The sequence below is a fragment of the Eubacterium sp. Marseille-QA0814 genome (genome assembly GCF_965119675.1).
Classification (GTDB): Bacteria; Bacillota; Clostridia; order Lachnospirales; family Lachnospiraceae; genus Eubacterium_G.
In genome coordinates this window covers 460,845-481,978 of the sequence record NZ_CBCPMG010000001.1, presented here as the reverse complement: position 1 = coordinate 481,978, position 21,134 = coordinate 460,845, and the positions used below count along the sequence as shown (strand labels likewise).

The window sequence follows — 21,134 nt, the reverse complement described above, 5'->3', positions numbered from 1 at the left end:
ACTTTTAATATAGACGGCGCATGTGTTGTATTTTATTTCTCCTTTTTGTTAGCACATGCGTTAATTTTTGTCTTACATTTTCTTTTTTATTGAAATTCTAAAAAATCTAAGAAGAAATTTTTTCAAATCAAAAGGATATAATGGATATATATAACTTGTCCTTGCAATGGTTCTGTTAGAAACTATTGTTAAAACCGTAATCACCAATCCTATAATTAAACCTGTTAAATTAAATAGCTGTGTCAAAACAAGCATTATTAATCTCAAAAATTTAATAGAGTATGCAAGCTCATAATTTTCATGAGTGAAATTAGCAATGGCTACTACCGCCATGTAAAGCATTGTCTGTTCATTAAACCACCCTGTATTAACTGCAAACTCCCCAATAATTATTGCTGCAATTAATGACAGCGGGGTATTCAATGTACTTGGCGTATTTATGGCAGCCAGCTTTAAACCGTCTACCGCCAGCTCTAAAATTAGCAATTGCAGGAAAATAGGGACATATTGTGGCTCAGTTATTTTTGTAAAAAACAGCCAGTCTGGCACAAACTCAGGATTGTTTGCGTAAAGCAAAAATAACGGCGTTAATATTAGGGATACCAACGTCACAATTGTTCTTGCCAGTCTTAAATAAGTTCCTGTAATTGGTGGAAAATAATAATCATCTGCTTCTTCTATTACGTCAAATATAGTTGTGGGAAGTAACATTGCAGCAGGTGAATTATCAACCAATATACAAATTTGTCCCTCTAATATTTCCGCAGCAACTGTGTCCGGTCTTTCCGTATATCTAAACTTGGGAAAAGGATTAAACCAATGTCCTTTATGCAAACATTCTGACAAACTTTCCTGATTCATGGGAAGGGCATCTGTTTTAATTTCACGAAGTTGTTTCTTTATATAATTTAAAAGTTTTTTGTCAGCTTTATCTGACATATAACACACTGCTATATCGGTTCTTGAACTTCTACCAACCTGTACAACCTCGCACATATATTTAGGATCACGTATTCGCCTTCTGATTAAAGCAGTATTCCTTATTATATTTTCCACGAAACCATCTCTAGAGCCTCGCAAAACCTTGTATTTTTCAGGTTCTTCTATACTTCTGTCAGGATATTTTCTAATATCAATAAGCATTGCCTTGGGGAAACCTTCAACTAAGAGACATACAACACCTGACAAAATAAAAGTAACAACATTATATTGATCCTTATATAAATCTATTTGTACATAAGGAATTTTATCTCTGACAAATCTTTCAGGCGTATCCGGTATTTCATCGGCTTTAAGCTTACAAAAAAATTCCTCTATTTTCTGAATCATGTCACTGTCACAAAAGCCGTTAATATAATACATTACAGCTTTTCTATTACCTACTGTAAGTTCTCTTTTTAGTAAATCAAAACTTTGTTCCACATAAAGCAGTTTATCTATTTTTTCCACATTCATTTGTAAATTATCTGATATAAAATTTACATCGTTATATTCAATGCTATTATTACCATTTGTATTTCCTTTTGGATAAATATTCACTCCATTATTACCATCATTCTTAGAACTATCACTATCTATTGTATCCAAGAAAGGATTTTTTCTTTTATTATTTTTTTCCATAAAAATACCTCACACTAAGTTATAGTATAAGGTGATTTTTATTAATTATTCATTTAAATATTTTCAATAACTTTCTTAGGACATTTTTCTGCACAAATACCGCAGTTTTTACATTTGTCCTGATTAATAACTGCTAAGTTAAATTCAAAATCAATAGCTTCGTTTGGACAGTTCTTTGCACAAAGTCCGCATCCAATACAGCCTGCTGTACAAGCCTGCATTACATCTCTACCTTTATCTTTTGAACTACATTTAACAACATATTTTGAATCATATGGAATAATTGAGATTAAATGTTTTGGACACGCCTGAACGCATTTACCACATGCTTTACACTTATCTCTGTCAACCACAGCCTTACCGTTTACAACATGTATTGCATCAAACTCACACACTTTCACACATGAACCTAAACCTAAACATCCATAACCACATGCCTTTGCACCGCCACCAGGTATGTTTGCAGCATCTTCACATGACATATTTCCATAATAATTATATTTATCTTTTGCCTTATCACAGTCACCGGAACAGGCAACGTAAGCAACTTTTTTTACTACGTTTGCTTCCACACCAATGATTTTGGCGATTTTCTTTGCAACTTCTGCTCCACCAACAGGACAGGCTCCCGGATCACATTCGCCTTTTGCAATTGCAGCAGCTAAACCGTCACAGCCCGGAAATCCACAACCACCACAGTTATTTCCAGGAAGCTCTTCTCTTATTGCAGCTTCTGTTTCATTAACTTCAACTGCAAAGAATTTTCCTGCAATTCCTAAAACTATACCAATTATAAGTCCTACACCACCAACAATAAGAACAGCCAAAAGTATTCCTTTTATAGTGGCACTTAATGCTAAAATTCCCATGTTCTACCTCCTTAAATAATGCCGGTAAAACCGGTAAATGCTATTGCCATTAATCCAGCTGCCAATAAAACCATAGGTGTTCCCTGAAATGCTTTTGGTATATTATTATTTTCTGATTTTTCTCTAATGCCGGCTAAAATAACAATGGCAATTAGAAAACCAACAGAAATACCAAAAGAATTTGCCATACTTTCAGCAAAATTATATCCGCTGTCAATATTAGAAATTGCAACACCAAGTACAGCACAGTTTGTTGTTATAAGTGGCAAGTATACACCTAATGCCTGATATAAAGGTTTAATAAATTTCTTTAATATCATTTCAACTAACTGAACTAAAGCTGCAATAACCAAAATAAATACTATAGTCTGTAAGTATTCTAATTTAAAAGGCACTAAAAGTGCATAATATAATCCGTAAGTAACTGCTGACGCAATCATAATAACGAAAATAACGGCAGCTCCCATGCCTGCAGCAGTATCTGTTTTCTTTGATACTCCAATAAAAGGACACAAGCCTAAAAACTGGCTTAATACAACATTATTTACTAATGCTGCAGCAACAGCTATTAACATACAATTAACCATTTATTTGTCCTCCTTTTCTTCTTTATCACAGGAATCAAAATTAATACAGCCCTGACAACTTGCACAGCCTTCTTCACAATGCAATTTTCTTGGCTTTTTACCATGACTAATTCTAATCTGATTCTGAATGGCAATTAAAAATGCCAATACAAAGAAGGCACCTGGAGCCATAACGAAAATTCCAATTCCATCCCAGTTAGGAATGTTAATTCCAAGAATTGTTCCTGCACCTAAGATTTCTCTGAAGCCACCTAAAATTGAAAGGGCAATTGTAAATCCAAGTCCCATACCCACACCATCAAAAATCGATGGTATAACAGGATTCTTTGATGCATAACTTTCTGCTCTACCTAAAATAATACAGTTTACAACAATAAGAGGTATATAAATACCCAACGCACTATTTAAGGATGGTAAATAAGCCTCTAATAAGAACTGTAAAATTGTAACGAAACTTGCAACGATAACAATGTACGCAGGCACTCTCACACTGTTTGGAATAATATTTCTTAAAAGTGAAATTACACAGTTAGATAATATTAAAACAGCCATTGTACTAAGTCCCATACCTGCACCGTTAATTAATGAAGAAGTAACCGCAAGCGTCGGACACATTCCAAGTACCAACACAAATGTTGGATTTTCTTTGATAATACCGTTATATAATCTCTCATCTATCTTTCCCATTACTTGCCACCTCCTGTAATATATTTCACACAGTAGATAGCAGCATTAACACCATGAGTTACTGCATTACTTGTAATTGTAGCACTACTTATAGCATTAATTTCATTATCTGCTGAAGCTCCACTTTTTGAGTAAACAAAATAATCTGCTTTTTTATTTTTAAACTGATTCTTAAAACTATCTTCATTTGCCTTCATACCAAGTCCAGGTGTTTCAGATAAAGATAAAAATGAAATACCAAGAACCGTACCGTCATTTTTTATACCAACTGTCATCTGAAGACTTCCATCGTAGGCCTCATTATCAGTTACAGTTACAATATAGCCTAATGCTTCTCCACTATTATCTTTCGCCTCTACCACTTCATTAATATCACAGTTAAACTCTTTGATAGTAGTGATGTTATTGTCTGTTTCGTTTTTCTTAACCTGTTCTTTAATGTATTTAGCACAGGCGCTGTCAACTTTCACATTTTCAAAGCTTTCCATACCAGGCATTACTGACTCGTAAGCAGTCATTTTAGTTTTTTCTTCCTGGTCATTTCTAGCCTTTGATGTAACATTATAAACAAAGCCAAGTCCTAAGCCTGCCACTAAAGTAATGGCAAATAATATTAATGTGTTCTTAACAATATTCTTCATATTATCTGCCTCCCTTCTGCTTAACAATACCGAAAGCTCTTGGAATTGTGCATTTCTCAATTAAAGGCACTAAAAGGTTACAGAAGATAATTGCATAACTTACACCTTCTGCTGTGTTTCCAAAAGTTCTGAATATAGCTGTTAAAATACCTAAGCAGGCTCCAAAAATATAACGACCTGTTTTTGTAATTGGTGAAGTTGTGTAATCTGTTGCCATAAAGAAAGCTCCGAAAATTAAACCACCACCACAAAGATGCATTGCAAGGAAATCAATATCTGTCTTACCATTAAATAACATAATACAAATTGCAAATACAACTATATATGTAAGTGGAATTCTTAAATCTATTACCTTCTTAACTACTAAGTATAAAGCGCCAATTAAAAGTGCAATTATACTTGTTTCACCTATTGTACCTGCATGGTTACCAATAAACATATCAAGTAAAGATGAAGAACTTTCGCCTACATTCTTTAATGCTGTCAGCGGTGTTGCACTTGATGTAGCATCTATTCCACTAACATCTGTAGGGTAGAAAGCTGTCATGTTACCTGCAAAACTTAACATTAAAAAGCATCTTGCTCCAAGTGCAGGGTTCATAAAGTTCTGTCCAAGTCCGCCAAATAACTGCTTTACAATTATAATTGCAAACACACCACCTAATGCAGCTTTCCAATATGGAAATGTGCAAGGTAAATTAAGTGCTAAAATCATACCTGTTACAACTGCGCTTAAATCGAAAATTGAAACAGGATTATTTGTAATTTTGTTATATATGTATTCAGAAGCAACACATGTAATAACTGTTAAAATTATTAATAATGCTGAGTGAATACCGTATTTTATGCCAAAAAGGTTGGCTGAGTTATATATTCCAAAAATTGTAGCCGGTAGTAACGCAATTATTACATCTCCCATAATTGACATAGTTGTAACTTTTGCTTTTACATGAGGGCTTGATGATACATTATACATTTCTTTCACTCTTACCCTTTCCTACGTGCAGCCTGAACTTTTCTTTTCATAGTTCTAACTGATTGTGTAATATTTCTGTTAGCAGGACAAATAAAATTACATGTACCACATTCAATACATTCCATACCATGCATTTTAATAAATCCTTCCATGTCATCAGCTACAGCAGCCTGTGCTAATTTGGCACAAACTAACCCTTCAGGACAAACCTGAACGCACTTGCCACAATTTAAACAATTAGTCATTGTGCCATGTGCAACCTGATCATGTTTAAACACAAGTAAGGCTGATGAACCTTTTATAACAGGCACATCCAAATTGAACATAGCCTGCCCCATCATAGGACCACCGGATAGAATTTTTTCTGTATTTTCATCAATTCCACCAGCTTCGTCAACTATTAACTGATGCATTGTTCCAAAAGGAACTTCCAAATTACAGGGATTTTTGACTCCGTCACCTGAGACAGTAACAATTCTCTCTGTTAAAGGTTTGTGTAATTTAACAGCTCTGTAAACATTGTATACAGTATCAACATTGTCAACTATGCAGCCTGCATCAGCAGGTAGCATTGATGAATTAATTTTTCTTTTTGTTACTGCATGAATAATATGTCTTTCAGAACCCTGTGGATATTTTGTTTTAAGTGTTGCCACCTGAATTCTGTCTTCATTGGCTGTAAGCTTTGTTAAATTCTCTATTACATCCATCTTATTATTTTCAATTGCAATAACACCTTTTGCATTGTCAAATAATTGAAGAATAATCTTTAATCCTTCTATAACTTCCTTAGGATTCTCAACTAATCTTCTGTAATCAGATGTAATATATGGCTCACATTCCGCTCCATTAACAATAATATAATCAATGGCATTTTCATCTTTCGGTGCAAGCTTAACATGTGTTGGAAAACATGCTCCACCTAAACCAACAACACCACACTCTTTTACAGATTCTCTTATATATTCCTTAGTGAAAGGCTCACTTGGAACTTCATACTCCATTTCTTCATATTGTTCATCATTTTCAATGATAATAGATAAAACTTTTGAACCATTTGGTACAAGTCTTGGTTCTATCTTCTTAACAGTTCCTGAAACTGATGAATGAATATTGGCTGAAACAAATCCATTTGCCTTGGCAATTAGCTGTCCCTTAAGCACTCTGTCACCGATTTCAATAACAGGTACTGCCGGTGCTCCTATATGCTGAGATACAGGAATTACAACTTCTTTTCCCGGATTTACTTTTCTAACAGCCACATCTTTTGAAAGTTCTTTTCCATCGTATGGATGAACTCCTCCTTTAAATGTTAGAATAGACATTTTTTTACCTCTCTCTATTTTTTATAGCCTTCTCTTATAATAATACTTTTGATGATTTTCTTCAATAAATACATTAAATTTATCATATTTTTATGTTAAAATCGCTCTTATCCTGAAATATTTTCTTTAGACATTTTCTATAGACTACTTTTAATTTTTGTCTGCACTTTTTCTTTTTTTAATCCTATGATAAAATACACTTATGATAGTTATAAGAAATAAAGCAGATGTAAAAATTGAATACCCTATAGAAACACTTTCGTCTAAGGACAAAGTTATTTTTTTTGACATTGAAACAACAGGTTTTTCCAGAAAATACTGTAACATATATTTAATCGGCTGTATGTATTATGCAGGTGAGCAGTTAATGTATACACAGTGGTTAGCAGAAAATTTCAATGATGAAGCTAACGTTTTAATGGCATTTAACAAGTTCATAAAAGATTTCGACACGATAATTCATTTTAACGGTAATTCTTTTGATATTCCTTTTGTAAAAGAACGTGGCGAAAAATATATGCTGGATTTTAATTTTGAGAAATATAAGCAGATAGATATTTATAAGTCAGTTAATTCAATTAATCATATTTTAAAAATGGAAAATCAAAAACAGAAAACTTTTGAAAAACTCTTAAATATCGAAAGAACAGATCCATTTTCAGGCGGTGATTTAATTGAAGTTTTTAAGCAATATGTAGAATCTAAAGATGAGCGTTTACTTTTCCCACTTCTGCTTCATAATAAAGAAGATGTATTTAACATGGGATATCTACTCTCACTTTTGGCTTTCAATGACTTGTTTAATTATAAATATAATATTAAGAAATATGATTTTTATGATTACACTGATTCTAACGAGAATCCACAAAAAGATTTGTGTGTTAATTTTGTTTTAGATAATCCCCTTCCAACTAATATTTCTTATAATATTAGTGGCATATCATTAATAATAAAAGAAAACGTTGGTGAACTTACTGTTAATGTTTTAAATGGTACTTACAAATATTTTTATTCAAATTATAAAGATTACTATTATCTTACTGCCGAAGATGTTGCCGTCCATAAAAGTGTTGCCCACTATGTTGACACAAAATACCGCAAGCAGGCTACTGCTTCCACATGTTACGAAAAGCACACAGGAGAATTTCTTCCGGTAAAAGATTCTACTGATTTTAAATATTTATTTAAAGAAGAATATAAAGATAAATATCAGTTTATAAAAGCTGATTCAATTAATGATGAAACCATTAAAGTTTATGTTAATTCCATTATTGATTTCATCAAAGTTAAACCTAAATAATTTATTTTTTAAGCTTAAATTGTTTTTTCAAAATTTGTCAAAAAAACAACAACTTACCAGTTTATATTTTTTATATTTCCACATAATAGTAGTGTAACAAATATTCAATTGAAAGTTAGTTACTATTAAACAAAAATGTGGAGGTGTATTATGAGTAACACAAATAACGTTAATGTTCCAGAAGCAAAGAGTGCAATGAACAGATTTAAAATGGAGTGTGCATCAGAAGTTGGTGTACAGCTTACAGATGGTTACAATGGTAACTTAACATCAGCTCAGGCTGGTTCTGTTGGTGGCCAGATGGTTAAAAAGATGATTGAAGCTCAGGAAAAACAGATGAGCGGAAAATAATCGGATTTTAACGCTGTTAAAATTCAATTAAATAATAGACTTTTCTATTATTAAAAAGAGAGACTGCTAATTGTATGTTAAAGATTTTTCTAAACTATACAATTCTCAGTCTCTCACTTTTTACTTCTGAAATTTATTTACAATTTCTTTAAACTTCATGCTGTTTGAAGCCTTAATTAAAACTGTATCGCCTGTTTTGATAATGTCATCCATCTGTTCAAGAAATTCTTCCTTTGTCTCAAAATGAAGACATTGACCTGCACCAGCAAGCGCCCCCTTATGTATTTCTTTTGCAAGTTCACCGATAGTAATTACCAGATCAATTTTTAACTGACCTGCAGTTTCTCCAACCTCTCTATGAAGTTCAAGCTCTTTAGCTCCAAGTTCAAACATGTTACCAAGAATAGCAACTTTTCTACCTGTTGCGTGAGATAAAACTTCAAGACTTGCTTTCATTGACATTGGATTAGCATTGTAGCAATCATCAATTACTGTAACTCCATTTACTTCGAACATATTGTTTCTGCCACCTATGGCTTTTAACTTTCTAATACCTTTGTCAATTTCATCAAAACTCATACCAAAATGAACGCCTATACATGTTGCCGCCATGGCATTGTAAAGCATATGGTAGCCCGGTATTGGAATTACTGTTTCAAACTTATGACCAAAATAATTAATAACAGCCTTTGTACCCATTACTCCTATTTGCTCATATTCATCTATAGATACATTTTGTTTTGTTTCAACACCAAAGAAAACAGGTTTGCTTCCTTTTACTTCCTTAACATTGATAAGTTTGTCATCATCACCATTTAAAACAACAAAAGGATTTTCCTGTGCGTAATCAAACATTTCTGTTTTAGCCTTAAACACACCATCTCTGTCACCTAAATTTTCAAGATGACATGTGCCAATATTTGTAATTACACAAACATCAGGTTTAGATACTTTTGCAAGTCTGTGCATTTCCTCAAAATCACTAATACCCATTTCGATTACAGCAATTTCGTGGTTATCACGAATTTTAAGAACTGTAAGGGGTTCTCCAATTTCATTATTATAATTTCCTTCTGTTTTTAAAACACTGAACTTTTCAGACAATACAGAAGCGATAATTTCCTTTGTACTTGTTTTACCAACACTGCCTGTTATACCAATAACTTTACAGTCAAGCTGTTCTCTGTAAAACTCAGCAATATCCTTTAAAGCCTGTGCTGTTGATTCAACCAAAATATATGGTCCGTTAACATTATCAAGTTTCTTTTCGCTTAAACTGCAAATTGCCCCTTTTTCAAAACACTGATTAATAAAATCATGACCGTCTACTCTTGCCCCTGCAAAAGGCACATAAAGAAAGCCATCCTCAATTAATCTGCTGTCTTTTTCCACACCTGTAATTATATTGCTCTTTAAACTTTCATCGCCAATGTATTCACCATTACAGGCTTTAGCGATATTTTCCAATGTCATATTTTTCATTTTCATGTTTAATTCCTATTTCTTTCTGTAAAATTATTTCTTATACAATTTATCTTATATGCATGCTATTTGTATTAAGTAATGAAATTATCTTTGTTTAGTTATATTTTTTAATAATATATTTTTTTGTTTACTAATGTTTCTTAGATAACTGCCTTAATTTACTGATATTTCTTAAGTGAAATATTAATTAAGTTATCGCATAAAGTTGGATAATCAATTCCAATTGCTCTTGCTTCATCAGGAATAAGACTTGTTGCAGTCATACCCGGTAATGTATTTACTTCCAAACAGAACATATTGCCATCCTTATCCATCATTACATCTGCTCTTGAATAGGCTTCACAGCCAATGGCATCACAGGCACCTTCTGCAACTTTCTGCATTTTCTTTGTTAATTCTTCATCAAGCTTTGCAGGACATACATGAGTTGTAGCACCTTCTTTATATTTATTTTCGTAGTCATACCAACCTTCATTTGGAATAATTTCAACAATAGGATATGCCATGCCATCAACTACACCAATTGAGAATTCTCTTCCTTCAATAAAGTCTTCTACCAAAATCTGATTATCATATTTAAAGCACTCTTCTACGGCGCTATCATATTCAGAAGCTTCTTTGACCAAAACAACACCTACGCTTGAACCACCGTTACATGCTTTTACAACAACAGGTGCTTTCATACCATGTGCCTCTAAAGATGTGTCTTCACCTTTTTTAATCCATACACTTTTAGCTGTTGGGACTCCTTTTGCAATAAAAATCTGTTTTGTAACAGCCTTATCCATACCAATTGCAGACGCAAGTGCACCTGAACCTGTATATTTAATTCCGTGTAAATCTAATGTTGCCTGACATTTTCCATCTTCTCCGTTTTTTCCATGTAAAGCAAGAAATACAATATCAGCCTTAGCGCAAATTTCCAATACATTTTCTCCAAAGAAAGATTTTCTGATTTTCTCTTCTTCCTTTACTTTTGAAGATAAACTTCTAATATGGTCTCTTTCTGCTATTACATCATATTCTTTCTCTGATTTTTCAAATATTGAAAGATCCTTGTTTCCAAAAAATGCATCTAATAAAATTGCGTTATGACCTTTTTCTCTTAAAGCTCCGCAAACATTATAACCTGAGTTAATTGATACTTCTCTTTCTGTACTATTTCCACCACATAAAACTACAATATTCATATTAAATCGTATGTAAAACATACGCTCCTTTCTATATATTAATAATACCAGTATCCTGATATTTTAAAATTTCTTTTTCTTCGTCTGTTACTTCCACCTGATTATTTTCTATTAAATCAGCAGCCTGTGCCGCCTCTTTTAAAACTTTGGCATCATTCATAATGTCTCCGATTTTAAATTCAAAATCACCACTTTGTCTTACACCAAAGAAATCACCGGGACCTCTAAGTTTTAAATCTTCACTTGCTATATAAAAACCATCATTTGACCTATTTAATATATCAAGTCTGTTGCTGGCGTCTTTCTTGCCTGAACCATTAATAAAAATACAATAAGACTGATGTTTTCCTCTACCAACACGACCTCTTAACTGATGAAGCTGTGCCAAACCAAATCTCTCAGCATTTTCTACCATCATTACCGTAGCGTTTGGAACATTAACACCAACCTCAACTACCGTTGTTGAAACCAGAATTTGAATTTTATTTTCGGCAAATAGATTCATTTTTTCATTCTTCTCTGCCGGTTTCATTCGACCATGTAAAAAGTCTACTTTTACAGAGGGTGGCATGACAGCCTGTAACTTTTTGGCATATTCAATAACGTTTTCCCCTTCCACAGCCTCGCTGTACTCAACAGTAGGACAAATAACATACGCCTGTCTACCCGCGGCAATTTGCTTCTCAATAAAATCATAGGCTCTTGGTCTATAATCAGTACCTACAACGCAGTTTGCAATAGGCTTTCTTCCACTTGGCAATTGGTCGATTATTGATATGTCCAAATCACCATACATAATAATTGCCAAGGTTCTTGGAATTGGAGTTGCACTCATTACCATTGTATGAGGGTAATCTCCTTTTTCTGCTATTGTTTCTCTTTGTTTTACACCAAATCTATGTTGCTCATCTGTTACCACCAATGCAAGATTTCTGTATTTTACCTTGTCCTGAATAAGGGCATGTGTACCTATAATTATGTTGGCATAACCTGTTTCAATAGCCTCATAAGCCTCACGCTTTTCTTTTACCTTCATTGAGCCAACCAAAATTACAACTTTCAGGTTAAGGTTATTCTTCTTAATTAATTCACAAATATCTTCATAATGCTGTCTTGCAAGAACTTCAGTTGGTGCCATTAAAACACCCTGCTCACCATTTAACGCAGCAGTTAATAGCCCTAAAATAGCAACGATTGTTTTACCTGAACCAACATCACCCTGAACTAATCTGTTCATAACCTTCTCAGAAGCCATATCATTTTTTATTTCATTCCAGGTTTTCATCTGGGCATCAGTTAATGTAAAATCCAAATTATTAATGACCTGTTTAATTTCTTTTGGTTCCTTCAAAACATGATGATTTGAAACAAAACTGTTATTTTCTTTTAGTTCTCTTAATGTAACAATAAATCTGAAAAATTCTTCAAAAACAAGTCTTTTTCTTGCAATCTGAAAATCCTCGTTATTGACTGGAAAATGTATCTTCTTAATTGCTTCCTGACAATTAATTAAATCAAATTTTTCTCTAATAGATTTTGGAATATATTCCTTTTTCTCAACAAGAGAAAATGCCTGTTTAACCGCCTTAATAACTATATTGTTTGTAAGCCCTGAAACTAAAGGATACACCGGTTGCATTTTGCCCATTTTCTTTTGATACTGAGCTTTCGTAAATGTTTTCGGCTGATCAATAACGTAACTGCCTCTGCTCTCATGTATAAATCCTCTAAATATTAAAATATCACCATTATGTATAGTATTTTTAATATATGGAGCATTAAACCATGTTGCCTTAATTCCGTTACCTTCTAAATCCCTTATATAAGCCTCTACAATTTGAAGATTTCTAACTCGCCTTAAAGAAATCTCCCTAACAACTGTTCCAAGTACAGCCTGAGTTCTATTTTCTTCAAGATTTCTAACTAAAACAGGCTCCTCATAGGTATCGTAATATCTTGGATAATAATCAAGTAAATCCTCTACTTTTTCAATGCCTGCTCTGTTCAATGTTTTTTCAGTTTTTTCGCCAATACCTTTTAATTGTTTTAATTCCATAAAGAAAACCTCAATAGCTTTTTTGCCATGTTTAATTATACTTAACTGATAGGGAGAAATCAACCTCTTCCTGATGCAAGCATCATTCTTTCAACGCGAACTCCTTTCTTATAGGAAATGAACTTTTTCTTTAGAAAAACTTCATTTCCTATAAGCGACGTTGCATTAGCTGAAATGCCCGCCTATAAATCAAAAACAACACACAGTCTCTTGTGCTAGCACAAGCGATGTCACACGAACGCTTTCTTATAGAAAATATATTTTTCTGTGAAAAATTATATTTTCTATAAGCGGCGTGCATTCCTTAAATGCACGCCTATAAACCAAAAACAACACACAGTCTCTTGTGCTAGCACAAGCGATGTCACGCGAACGCTTTCTTATAGAAAATATATTTTTCTGTGAAAAATTATATTTTCTATAAGCGACGTTGCATTTTTCAAATGAACGTCGCCAAAATAAAACAGAAGCAACCTCTTCCTGATGCAAGCATCATTCTGGGATTGCTTCTGTTTTATTTTAAGCGTTCGCTTGAAATAATTGCCTTCGCTTAGTTGTTGATTAATTTGCCGCTTTCGTCATTCCAACTGTAAAGTTTTCTGATTTCTTCTCCAACTTTTTCTGATGGATGTTCTGAAGCTAACTTTCTCATTGCCTTGAAGTGTACCTGACGGCCTGCTGGTGACATGTCAAGTAAGAATTCTTTTGCGAATGTTCCGTCCTGAATGTCTGAAAGAACTTTCTTCATTGCTTTCTTTGTATCTTCTGTTACAATCTTTGGTCCTGTTATGTAATCACCGTATTCTGCTGTGTTTGAGATTGAGTATCTCATTCCTGCGAATCCTGACTGGTAAATTAAGTCTACGATTAATTTCATTTCATGGATACATTCGAAGTATGCGTTTCTTGGATCATATCCTGCTTCACATAATGTTTCGAATCCTGCCTGCATTAATGCACATACACCACCACAAAGTACAGCCTGTTCTCCGAATAAGTCTGTTTCTGTTTCTGTTCTGAATGTTGTTTCAAGAACTCCGGCTCTTGCTCCGCCAATTCCTAATGAGTATGCTAATGCCATGTCTAATGCCTTACCTGTTGCATCCTGTTCTACTGCTACTAAACAAGGTGTTCCTTTTCCTTCCTGATATTCTGAACGTACTGTATGACCAGGTGCCTTTGGTGCTACCATTGTTACGTCTACATCCTTTGGTGGCTTGATGCATCCAAAGTGAATGTTAAATCCATGTGCGAACATTAACATATTTCCTGCTTCAAGGTTTGGTTCAATGTCCTTCTTGTACATGTCTGCCTGTAATTCGTCGTTTATAAGTATCATTATAATGTCTGCCTGCTTTGCAGCTTCTGCAGCTGTGTATACCTTAAATCCCTGCTTTTCTGCCTTTGCCCATGACTTACTTCCTTCATATAATCCGATGATTACGTCACATCCTGATTCTTTTAAGTTTAATGCATGTGCATGTCCCTGGCTACCATAACCGATGATTGCAATCTTCTTTCCATCTAATAATGATAAGTTGCAATCTTCCTGATAAAAAATTCTTGCTTCTGACATAATAATAAAACCTCCTATTTATCTTTGTCTATGTTGGTATTATATTCCTTTAGTTGTCTTATGTCAATAACGTTGTCTGCTCTCTTTGTAATTTCCCCAATTTATTTATTTATTGTCTAATCCCAAACGCTCTATTGCATGAATAATATGAACCTTCATTGCGTTTTTTGCGCCCTCAGGATTTCTGTTTTTCATAAAATCTGTTATTAATTTATGATCAGACAAAATTTCTTCCATTTCCAAATTTTCATGTTCATAAATGTAAACACCTTTTTGGATTGACTGTTGTAAGACAGGCTCCAGTTGATTTATAAATTCATTATGTGTAGCTTTTGCTATGGAGCAATGGAATGCCTTTTCTTCTTCTTCATAATCGATGCCTTTTCTAATAAGCTTTTCAATTTTTTCAGAAATAGACAGTATTCTTTCAATCTCTTTTTCTGTTGCTCTTAATGTTGCATAATATGCTACTTCAGGTTCGAAAATCAAACGCATTTCATATAAATCATTTAAACCTACCTTCGCTGTTGAACCTACTTCCAAACCTTTAAATGTATATTGCTTAAAATCTTCTTTAACAAATGTTCCTTTTCCTCTTTTTATTTCTAAAACATTTGCTGTTACTAAAATTCTAATGGCTTCCCTTAATGTGATTCTGCTTACGCCTAACTGCTCAGATAATTCCATTTCATTTGGCAACTTATCGCCTGGATTATATTTCTTTTCTACTGTTATCATAGACAAAATCACATCAGCAATGTCATCTGATAGTCTTTTGCTCTTTGCCATTTATATCACCTCTAATATGTTGCTTTTAGAGTTGATTATAGCACACTGTTTTAACTTTGGCTAATAAAAAAGTATCAGTCATCTATTTTAAACGAATTTTCCATCTAAAATATCTGACTGACACTTTTATTATTTACTGTGAATTATTTAGCTATGATTTCCTTTCAATCCTTCAGTTTAACTAAACTATAACCTGTTATTGAATTGGTAATCAAGCACTGAATATATATTTTTTATTATTCACAATTTATTATTTAACTCTAATTTTCTTACTATACTTACCGTAATAATACTTCTTACCAACTTTCTTGTAAGCACGAACTCTTATATAACCCTTAGGCATTTTCTTTGTTCTCTTAACTGTTACTTTTAATTTCTTTGTTTTCTTTGTAACAGTATTTTTCTTCTTGAAGTTACTCTTTGTTGAGTATGAAACTTCATAACCTGTTGCCCCAAGAACCTTTGATAGCTTTAATGTAGCTTTTTTCTTAGTAATTTTTTTCTTTGCTACTTTTGCTTTAGCTGGTCTGATCTTTAATGTAAATGTTGTAGACTCTCTGTATGCATTTATACCTGTAATAGTAATTTTTCCATTACCGATATTTTTGTTGTTAGTGTATTTAACAGTATAATCAACACCGTTTCTTAACTTCAAGCCATCAACAGTTACTACAACCTTAGGAGTAATATTCTTTCCTGTGTAAGTTTTTGTATAAACTCTTTGCATATTTGAATCATAATCAAAATCTCCTGAAATCTGAATATGGTTCTCATAGATTCCTTTTCTTGCTTTTTCATAAGTTTTATCTAACTGTGCTTTTCCATTTACATAAGATAAAACCTTACACATGTTACCACTTCCGTAAACTCCGTAGCCTGCTTTGTTAATAGCGTAATCAATACCGCCATTACCGACTAAACTATATGTACAAACATTTGTAAATTTAACATTTGCAGTATTTGGACATTCAACAGCTGACTTCAAGTAACACTGTGCTTTCTGATAACAAGAGTAAATACCAATACCATAGCCTTCATGGCTTGTTACATTGCTATTTACCTTGTAATCTGCATATCCATATGTACCAGGTGCATTCCATACACTCTGGCTTGTAATATCGTATGGTAATTCACTTTGATACATATAACATTTTCCACCGTTACCATTCCATACAGTCTGGTATTTCTGGAAATGCTCAACCATTAATCCATAAGTTGTAATGTTATCACCATTGAAGATTACACCTGTATCTGCAGTATTCTTGTCCCACGCTACGCCTGCACCATGGTCAGCTCTCCAAATCCAGAAGTTATCACCGATAACATTATTGCTGTTAATTACAACACAATTTGTTGTTTTACCTGGTGTGCTGTCAGCTCCACCAACTCTATAGAAAGTATCAATTAAGCAAATTGGATTATCAGAATTATCATTAGTATTCTTTTCTGTACCAACTGTTAATAAAGTACTTGATTTCTTACTTCCTGCATCAAATAAAACACCTGCAACCTTAACGCCTTTAACGTCAGCAATAGTCATACACTGATTTCCTTTAGTTGGTTTGAGAGTTGCATAACCAAGACCTAATACAACTGTATTTTCATTTGTAATTGTAATAGGTTCACTGATTTCATAAATACCAGGTGTTAAAATTAAATTCTTTCCGTCTTTAATTTCACCATTAATTTTTGCTGCTGTATCACCAGGTTTTGCAACATAAAATTTATCTAAGCCAATTGTTTCACCTTTGATTTCATCTCCATCCCATGAAACACCTGTTGCATCCTTGCGTAACTCAGGAACAAATACTCCATATTCACCGTTTTTGTCAACAGTTAAGAATGGTTTTTCCTGAACTTCCGGAGTCTTTGTAACTTTTGTGTAAGCTAAATATGGCCATTCACCATCAGGACCGTTTTTAACTTCTGCGTTTGTATCAAGTAATGGCTTAACTTCACAACCAACGAAAACATAGTTCCAAACGCTTCCATCCCACCTGTTCATTTCAACGTTTCTTGATAACCATTGCTGCTGTGAGCCACCTGCTACACCAGCTTCTGCAACTACATCTTTTCCTGTTTTACGGTCTTTATATGTGTACTTTCTACCTGCGATTTTTGAATCTGCAAGAAAGCCACCACTGGCATATCCACCTTCATGATGTAAGTTTAAATTGCCTTTAATATTCATTCTTCTCATTGATGTTGCCTGAGAAACAGCCCACATTGTTGTCTGATTTGTAGTTGTTAAGTTTTCAACAGATCTCCAGAAATTACATAAAGCATTGTAATTAACTGAACCATCATATTTCTTGCCCTTCATCCATTCAGCTTTACATGTAATATTGCCTAAAGTTGTATCTTTGGGTGATATTCCCATACCTGCAACCTGTGTGTAAAAACCTACATTAACATTAAGATTGTCGCTGTATGTTCCAGGTGCAAACATCATTGCATATCTGTCAGAAATAAACTGACCTGCCTCTGTTGTCTTATAAACGTTATCAATATATTTTTGAACTTCTGTTGTATTATCAGTGTCCTCGAATATTGCTGTGTTATATCCAAATGTCTTAATTTCATAAGATGTTGGATTAGACAAAGTATATTCTTTTCCATCTTTTACAAATGAAACCTTGTAATATTCACCATTATAATCTTTGTCATTGTAACTTGCATCAGAAGATGTTCCTACTTTTTCATATTTGGCAAATCTACTGCTTGCCTTGTAAATATTATAAGAACCACCATCTAATTTGTTCCATGTAATTGTACATGAACCGTCATCATTTTTTACAAATTTCAAATTTGAAATAGTTGTAACATTAGTTGCTCCGCTAACCGGCATAACCGTTACACTTGTTAATACTAATGCCATAACTAAAACAAACGAAATTACATTTTTCTTAATTTTGTTCATTCTCTTCGCTCCTTTTTCCGAAATTTAAAGTTATTTTATCATAATAGTTTTACTATTCCAAATAAAAAAACGTTTTTAAACAATGTGTACAAATAATGTTTTTTATATTATTAAAAATCACCAAAAAATTTTATCTATTTTCGAAAAAGGTCACATATACTCTTTTTAATTTGGATTATTAAAGTTGGTAAAAATGCTAAAGCTAAAATCTTCACTAATTCCATTATATCTAAATCCTCAATCATAAACATTGTTTTTAATGGCGGAATAGTTAAAACTCCCAGTAGTAAAATTACACCTATTGCAAATGCTCCAATAATCCATTTATTTGTTCCTAATTTTATTTTTACAATTGATAAATCACTTCTACAGTTAAACCCATGAAATAATCTTGCCAATGTTAATACTGCAAATGCCATTGTACTTGCCTTTAACGACGAAGTCCTATCCCCCATTAAAAATCCAGCAAAAGTTACTATAGAAATTAAACAACCATAAAGTAAAAGTTCCTTTGTAAATTTCTGCGTAAAAATTCCCTTTTTAGGATTTCTTGGTTTGATTTTCAATAATGATTTGTCTACTTTTTCCATACCAATTGCCAATGCCGGAAGGGAATCTGTCAACAAATTAATAAACAATAAATGAACCGGCTTAAATGGTACATCTAAATTAAGCAATGAACATATTAATACAACAATAATTGCAGCTAAGTTCCCTGACAAAAGGAACAATATTGAATTAATAATATTTCTATAAACACTTCTACCATTAGAAACAGCTTTGATAATTGTGGCAAAATTATCATCTGCAAGAATCATTGATGATGCATCTTTTGAAACTTCAGTGCCGGTAATTCCCATTGCAATTCCGATATCTGCTTTTTTTAACGCAGGTGCGTCATTTACACCGTCACCTGTCATTGCCACAATATTTCCCTGTCTTTGCCAAGCGTCAACAATTCTGATTTTATTTTCAGGTGATACCCTTGCATATACTGATACTTTTTTGATTTTATCATTTAGTTCTTTGTCATTAATTCTGTCAAGTTCTTCCCCTGTCATAACCAAATCATTTTCATTATAAATACCGATTTTCTCTGCAATGGCTCTTGCTGTTTCTTTATGGTCACCGGTAATCATTATTGGTTTTATGCCGGCTTCTTTTGCATTCTTTACAGCTTCCTTTGATTCTGTTCTTGGTGGATCCATCATTGAAATTAAACCTAAAAATACAAAATCTTCTTCATTCTCAAAACTTAAGTTCTCTTCCTTGTAAATTTCTTTATATCCAAAAGCTAAAACCCTGTAACCATTTTTTGAAAAATTATAATTAGTTTCTAATATGTTTTCTATGTCTGACTCTTTTATGTCTTTTACTTTACCATTTAAACTAATGCCTTTAATTTTGTTAATTAAAACATCTACTGCCCCTTTTGTGAAAACAATCTTTTTATTATCAATCTCATACTGAGTGCTCATTATTTTTCTTGTAGAGTCAAAAGGATTTTCTTCTTCTCTTAGAAATTTATTTCTAAGATTTACATAAGTTTCATTTTTTAAAATATTAGCTCTTTCGACCATTTCTAATAAACAGGTTTCTGTTGGATCACCAATATTTTTTTCAGTTGAAATTTCTGAGTCATTGTTAAGTATTGCATTATAAATTAAAAATCTTTCTGTTAAATCATCACAGGAACAATTTTCAGGTTTTAGAATTTTATTATTTACATAAATATCTTCTACTGTCATTTTATTCTGTGTTAAAGTACCTGTTTTATCTGAACAGATAACAGATACGCAACCTAAACTTTCAACAGCTTTTAAATCCTTTATTATTGCATTTTCTTTTGCCATTCTGCTTGTTCCCATTGCCTGAACAATTGTAATAATAGATGTTAGTGCCTCTGGAATCGCTGCTACTGCAAGTGCTACAGCAAACATAAGTGAGTCAAGTAATGCCTGCCCTCTAATTAAACTAAGAAGTAAAACAAAACCACATATTCCCATAATTACAAGTGCTAGTTTTTTGCTAAAATTATCCATGCTTATCTGTAAAGGCGTTTTCTTATTTTTGGTGTCATTCATAAGGGAAGCAATGTTACCAATTTCTGTGTCCATGGCTGTATTTGTGACAATAACTTTTGCCCTACCATAAGTTACCAATGTTCCTGAATACACCATATTCACTCTATCTGCAAGTGGAGTTTCATCCTGTAAAACTATATCTGCCTTATCCACATTTAAAGATTCGCCTGTAAGAGAACTTTCATTTACCTGTAAAGAATAATTCTCTATTATTCTGCCATCAGCAGGCACCATATCTCCTGCTTCCAATATTAAAATATCACCAGGCACAATCTTTTTTGATGGAATTTCCATTTTTGCACCATTTCTAATTACTTTAGACACAGGTGATGATAATTCTCGTAAGGCATCAAGAGATTTCTCAGCTTTAAAATATTGAACAGTACCTAAAATTGCATTTAAAATTATTACTACCAAAATTACAATAGTGCTTTCCACATTACCCGATGCTAATGAAATAAGCGCCGAAATAATTAGAATAATAACAAGTAAATCATTAAACTGGTCGTAAAATATTTGAAAAAATGTTTTCTTTTCTGTTTGTTCTAAAATATTTTCTCCGAAAGAGTTTAATTTTTCTTCTGCTTCTTTTGATGTTAGACCATTAAAAGTTCCAAATTGTTCTTTTAGCTGTTGTTTTGTTTTTTGATAATTTTCCATGGGAACCTCCTTGCTAAT

Annotated in this window: 16 protein-coding genes; 2 read left to right on the top strand and 14 right to left on the bottom strand. The window is 33.0% G+C overall.

Features of this window, described 5'->3' with window-relative positions; all coding sequences use genetic code 11:
• Nucleotides 1–72: 72 nt before the first annotated feature.
• The 7 genes from ACQY63_RS02200 to rsxC are packed head-to-tail and all read right to left on the bottom strand — an operon-like array spanning nt 73 to nt 6,705.
• Nucleotides 73–1,620 carry a spore germination protein gene (locus ACQY63_RS02200; protein ID WP_368074885.1) on the bottom strand — a complete coding sequence of 516 codons (1,548 nt, stop codon included), beginning with the start codon at nt 1,618–1,620 and terminating at the stop codon, nt 73–75.
• Between the two features lie 53 nt (nt 1,621–1,673).
• Nucleotides 1,674–2,489, bottom strand: coding sequence for an RnfABCDGE type electron transport complex subunit B (locus tag ACQY63_RS02195; RefSeq protein ID WP_428244644.1), 816 nt, complete (start codon nt 2,487–2,489; stop codon nt 1,674–1,676).
• 11 nt (nt 2,490–2,500) lie between these two features.
• Nucleotides 2,501–3,076, bottom strand: coding sequence for an electron transport complex protein RnfA (locus tag ACQY63_RS02190; protein WP_022165789.1), 576 nt, complete (start codon nt 3,074–3,076; stop codon nt 2,501–2,503).
• Nucleotides 3,077–3,763, bottom strand: a complete 687-nt coding sequence (gene rsxE, locus ACQY63_RS02185) for an electron transport complex subunit RsxE (RefSeq protein WP_428244643.1) — start codon at nt 3,761–3,763, stop codon at nt 3,077–3,079.
• The gene (locus tag ACQY63_RS02180) at nt 3,763–4,404 is read right to left on the bottom strand and encodes an FMN-binding protein (RefSeq protein ID WP_022165787.1); all 642 of its coding nucleotides are present in this window, start codon (nt 4,402–4,404) and stop codon (nt 3,763–3,765) included. Before ACQY63_RS02180 ends, rsxE begins: the two co-directional genes overlap by 1 nt.
• A 1-nt stretch (nt 4,405) precedes the next feature.
• On the bottom strand, nt 4,406–5,380 hold the full coding sequence (locus tag ACQY63_RS02175; RefSeq protein ID WP_022165786.1) for an RnfABCDGE type electron transport complex subunit D: 975 nt from the start codon (nt 5,378–5,380) through the stop codon (nt 4,406–4,408).
• 11 nt (nt 5,381–5,391) lie between these two features.
• Nucleotides 5,392–6,705 (bottom strand): electron transport complex subunit RsxC, encoded by a 1,314-nt coding sequence (gene rsxC / locus ACQY63_RS02170; RefSeq protein ID WP_302690272.1) that lies wholly within the window; start codon nt 6,703–6,705, stop codon nt 5,392–5,394.
• A gap of 202 nt (nt 6,706–6,907) precedes the next feature.
• Here rsxC and ACQY63_RS02165 point away from each other — a divergent pair, with 202 nt between their 5' ends.
• Nucleotides 6,908–8,005: a ribonuclease H-like domain-containing protein gene (locus tag ACQY63_RS02165; RefSeq protein ID WP_428244642.1), complete on the top strand. Its 1,098-nt coding sequence runs from the start codon at nt 6,908–6,910 to the stop codon at nt 8,003–8,005.
• Nucleotides 8,006–8,155: 150 nt separating this feature from the next.
• Nucleotides 8,156–8,356 (top strand): alpha/beta-type small acid-soluble spore protein, encoded by a 201-nt coding sequence (locus ACQY63_RS02160; RefSeq protein WP_022165783.1) that lies wholly within the window; start codon nt 8,156–8,158, stop codon nt 8,354–8,356.
• A gap of 120 nt (nt 8,357–8,476) precedes the next feature.
• On the opposite strand, the gene ACQY63_RS02155 is transcribed toward ACQY63_RS02160, so the two are convergent.
• The 7 genes from ACQY63_RS02155 to ACQY63_RS02125 all read right to left on the bottom strand — a co-directional run bounded on the left by ACQY63_RS02155 (nt 8,477) and on the right by ACQY63_RS02125 (nt 21,116).
• Complete coding sequence (locus ACQY63_RS02155; protein WP_428244641.1) at nt 8,477–9,844, bottom strand: UDP-N-acetylmuramoyl-tripeptide--D-alanyl-D-alanine ligase; 1,368 nt, start codon at nt 9,842–9,844, stop codon at nt 8,477–8,479.
• Between the two features lie 155 nt (nt 9,845–9,999).
• Complete coding sequence (locus tag ACQY63_RS02150) at nt 10,000–11,052, bottom strand: D-alanine--D-alanine ligase family protein (protein WP_022165782.1); 1,053 nt, start codon at nt 11,050–11,052, stop codon at nt 10,000–10,002.
• Nucleotides 11,053–11,062: 10 nt separating this feature from the next.
• Nucleotides 11,063–13,150: an ATP-dependent DNA helicase RecG gene (recG, locus tag ACQY63_RS02145; protein ID WP_428244640.1), complete on the bottom strand. Its 2,088-nt coding sequence runs from the start codon at nt 13,148–13,150 to the stop codon at nt 11,063–11,065.
• A gap of 487 nt (nt 13,151–13,637) precedes the next feature.
• Nucleotides 13,638–14,663, bottom strand: a complete 1,026-nt coding sequence (ilvC, locus tag ACQY63_RS02140; RefSeq protein WP_428244639.1) for a ketol-acid reductoisomerase — start codon at nt 14,661–14,663, stop codon at nt 13,638–13,640.
• Nucleotides 14,664–14,768: 105 nt separating this feature from the next.
• A complete protein-coding gene (locus ACQY63_RS02135) occupies nt 14,769–15,452 on the bottom strand; it encodes a FadR/GntR family transcriptional regulator (RefSeq protein ID WP_022164500.1) in 684 nt (227 codons plus the stop codon).
• A gap of 250 nt (nt 15,453–15,702) precedes the next feature.
• Nucleotides 15,703–18,372, bottom strand: coding sequence for a hypothetical protein (locus tag ACQY63_RS02130; RefSeq protein ID WP_428244638.1), 2,670 nt, complete (start codon nt 18,370–18,372; stop codon nt 15,703–15,705).
• Nucleotides 18,373–18,506: 134 nt separating this feature from the next.
• Nucleotides 18,507–21,116, bottom strand: a complete 2,610-nt coding sequence (locus tag ACQY63_RS02125; protein ID WP_428244637.1) for a cation-translocating P-type ATPase — start codon at nt 21,114–21,116, stop codon at nt 18,507–18,509.
• Nucleotides 21,117–21,134 lie beyond the last annotated feature (18 nt).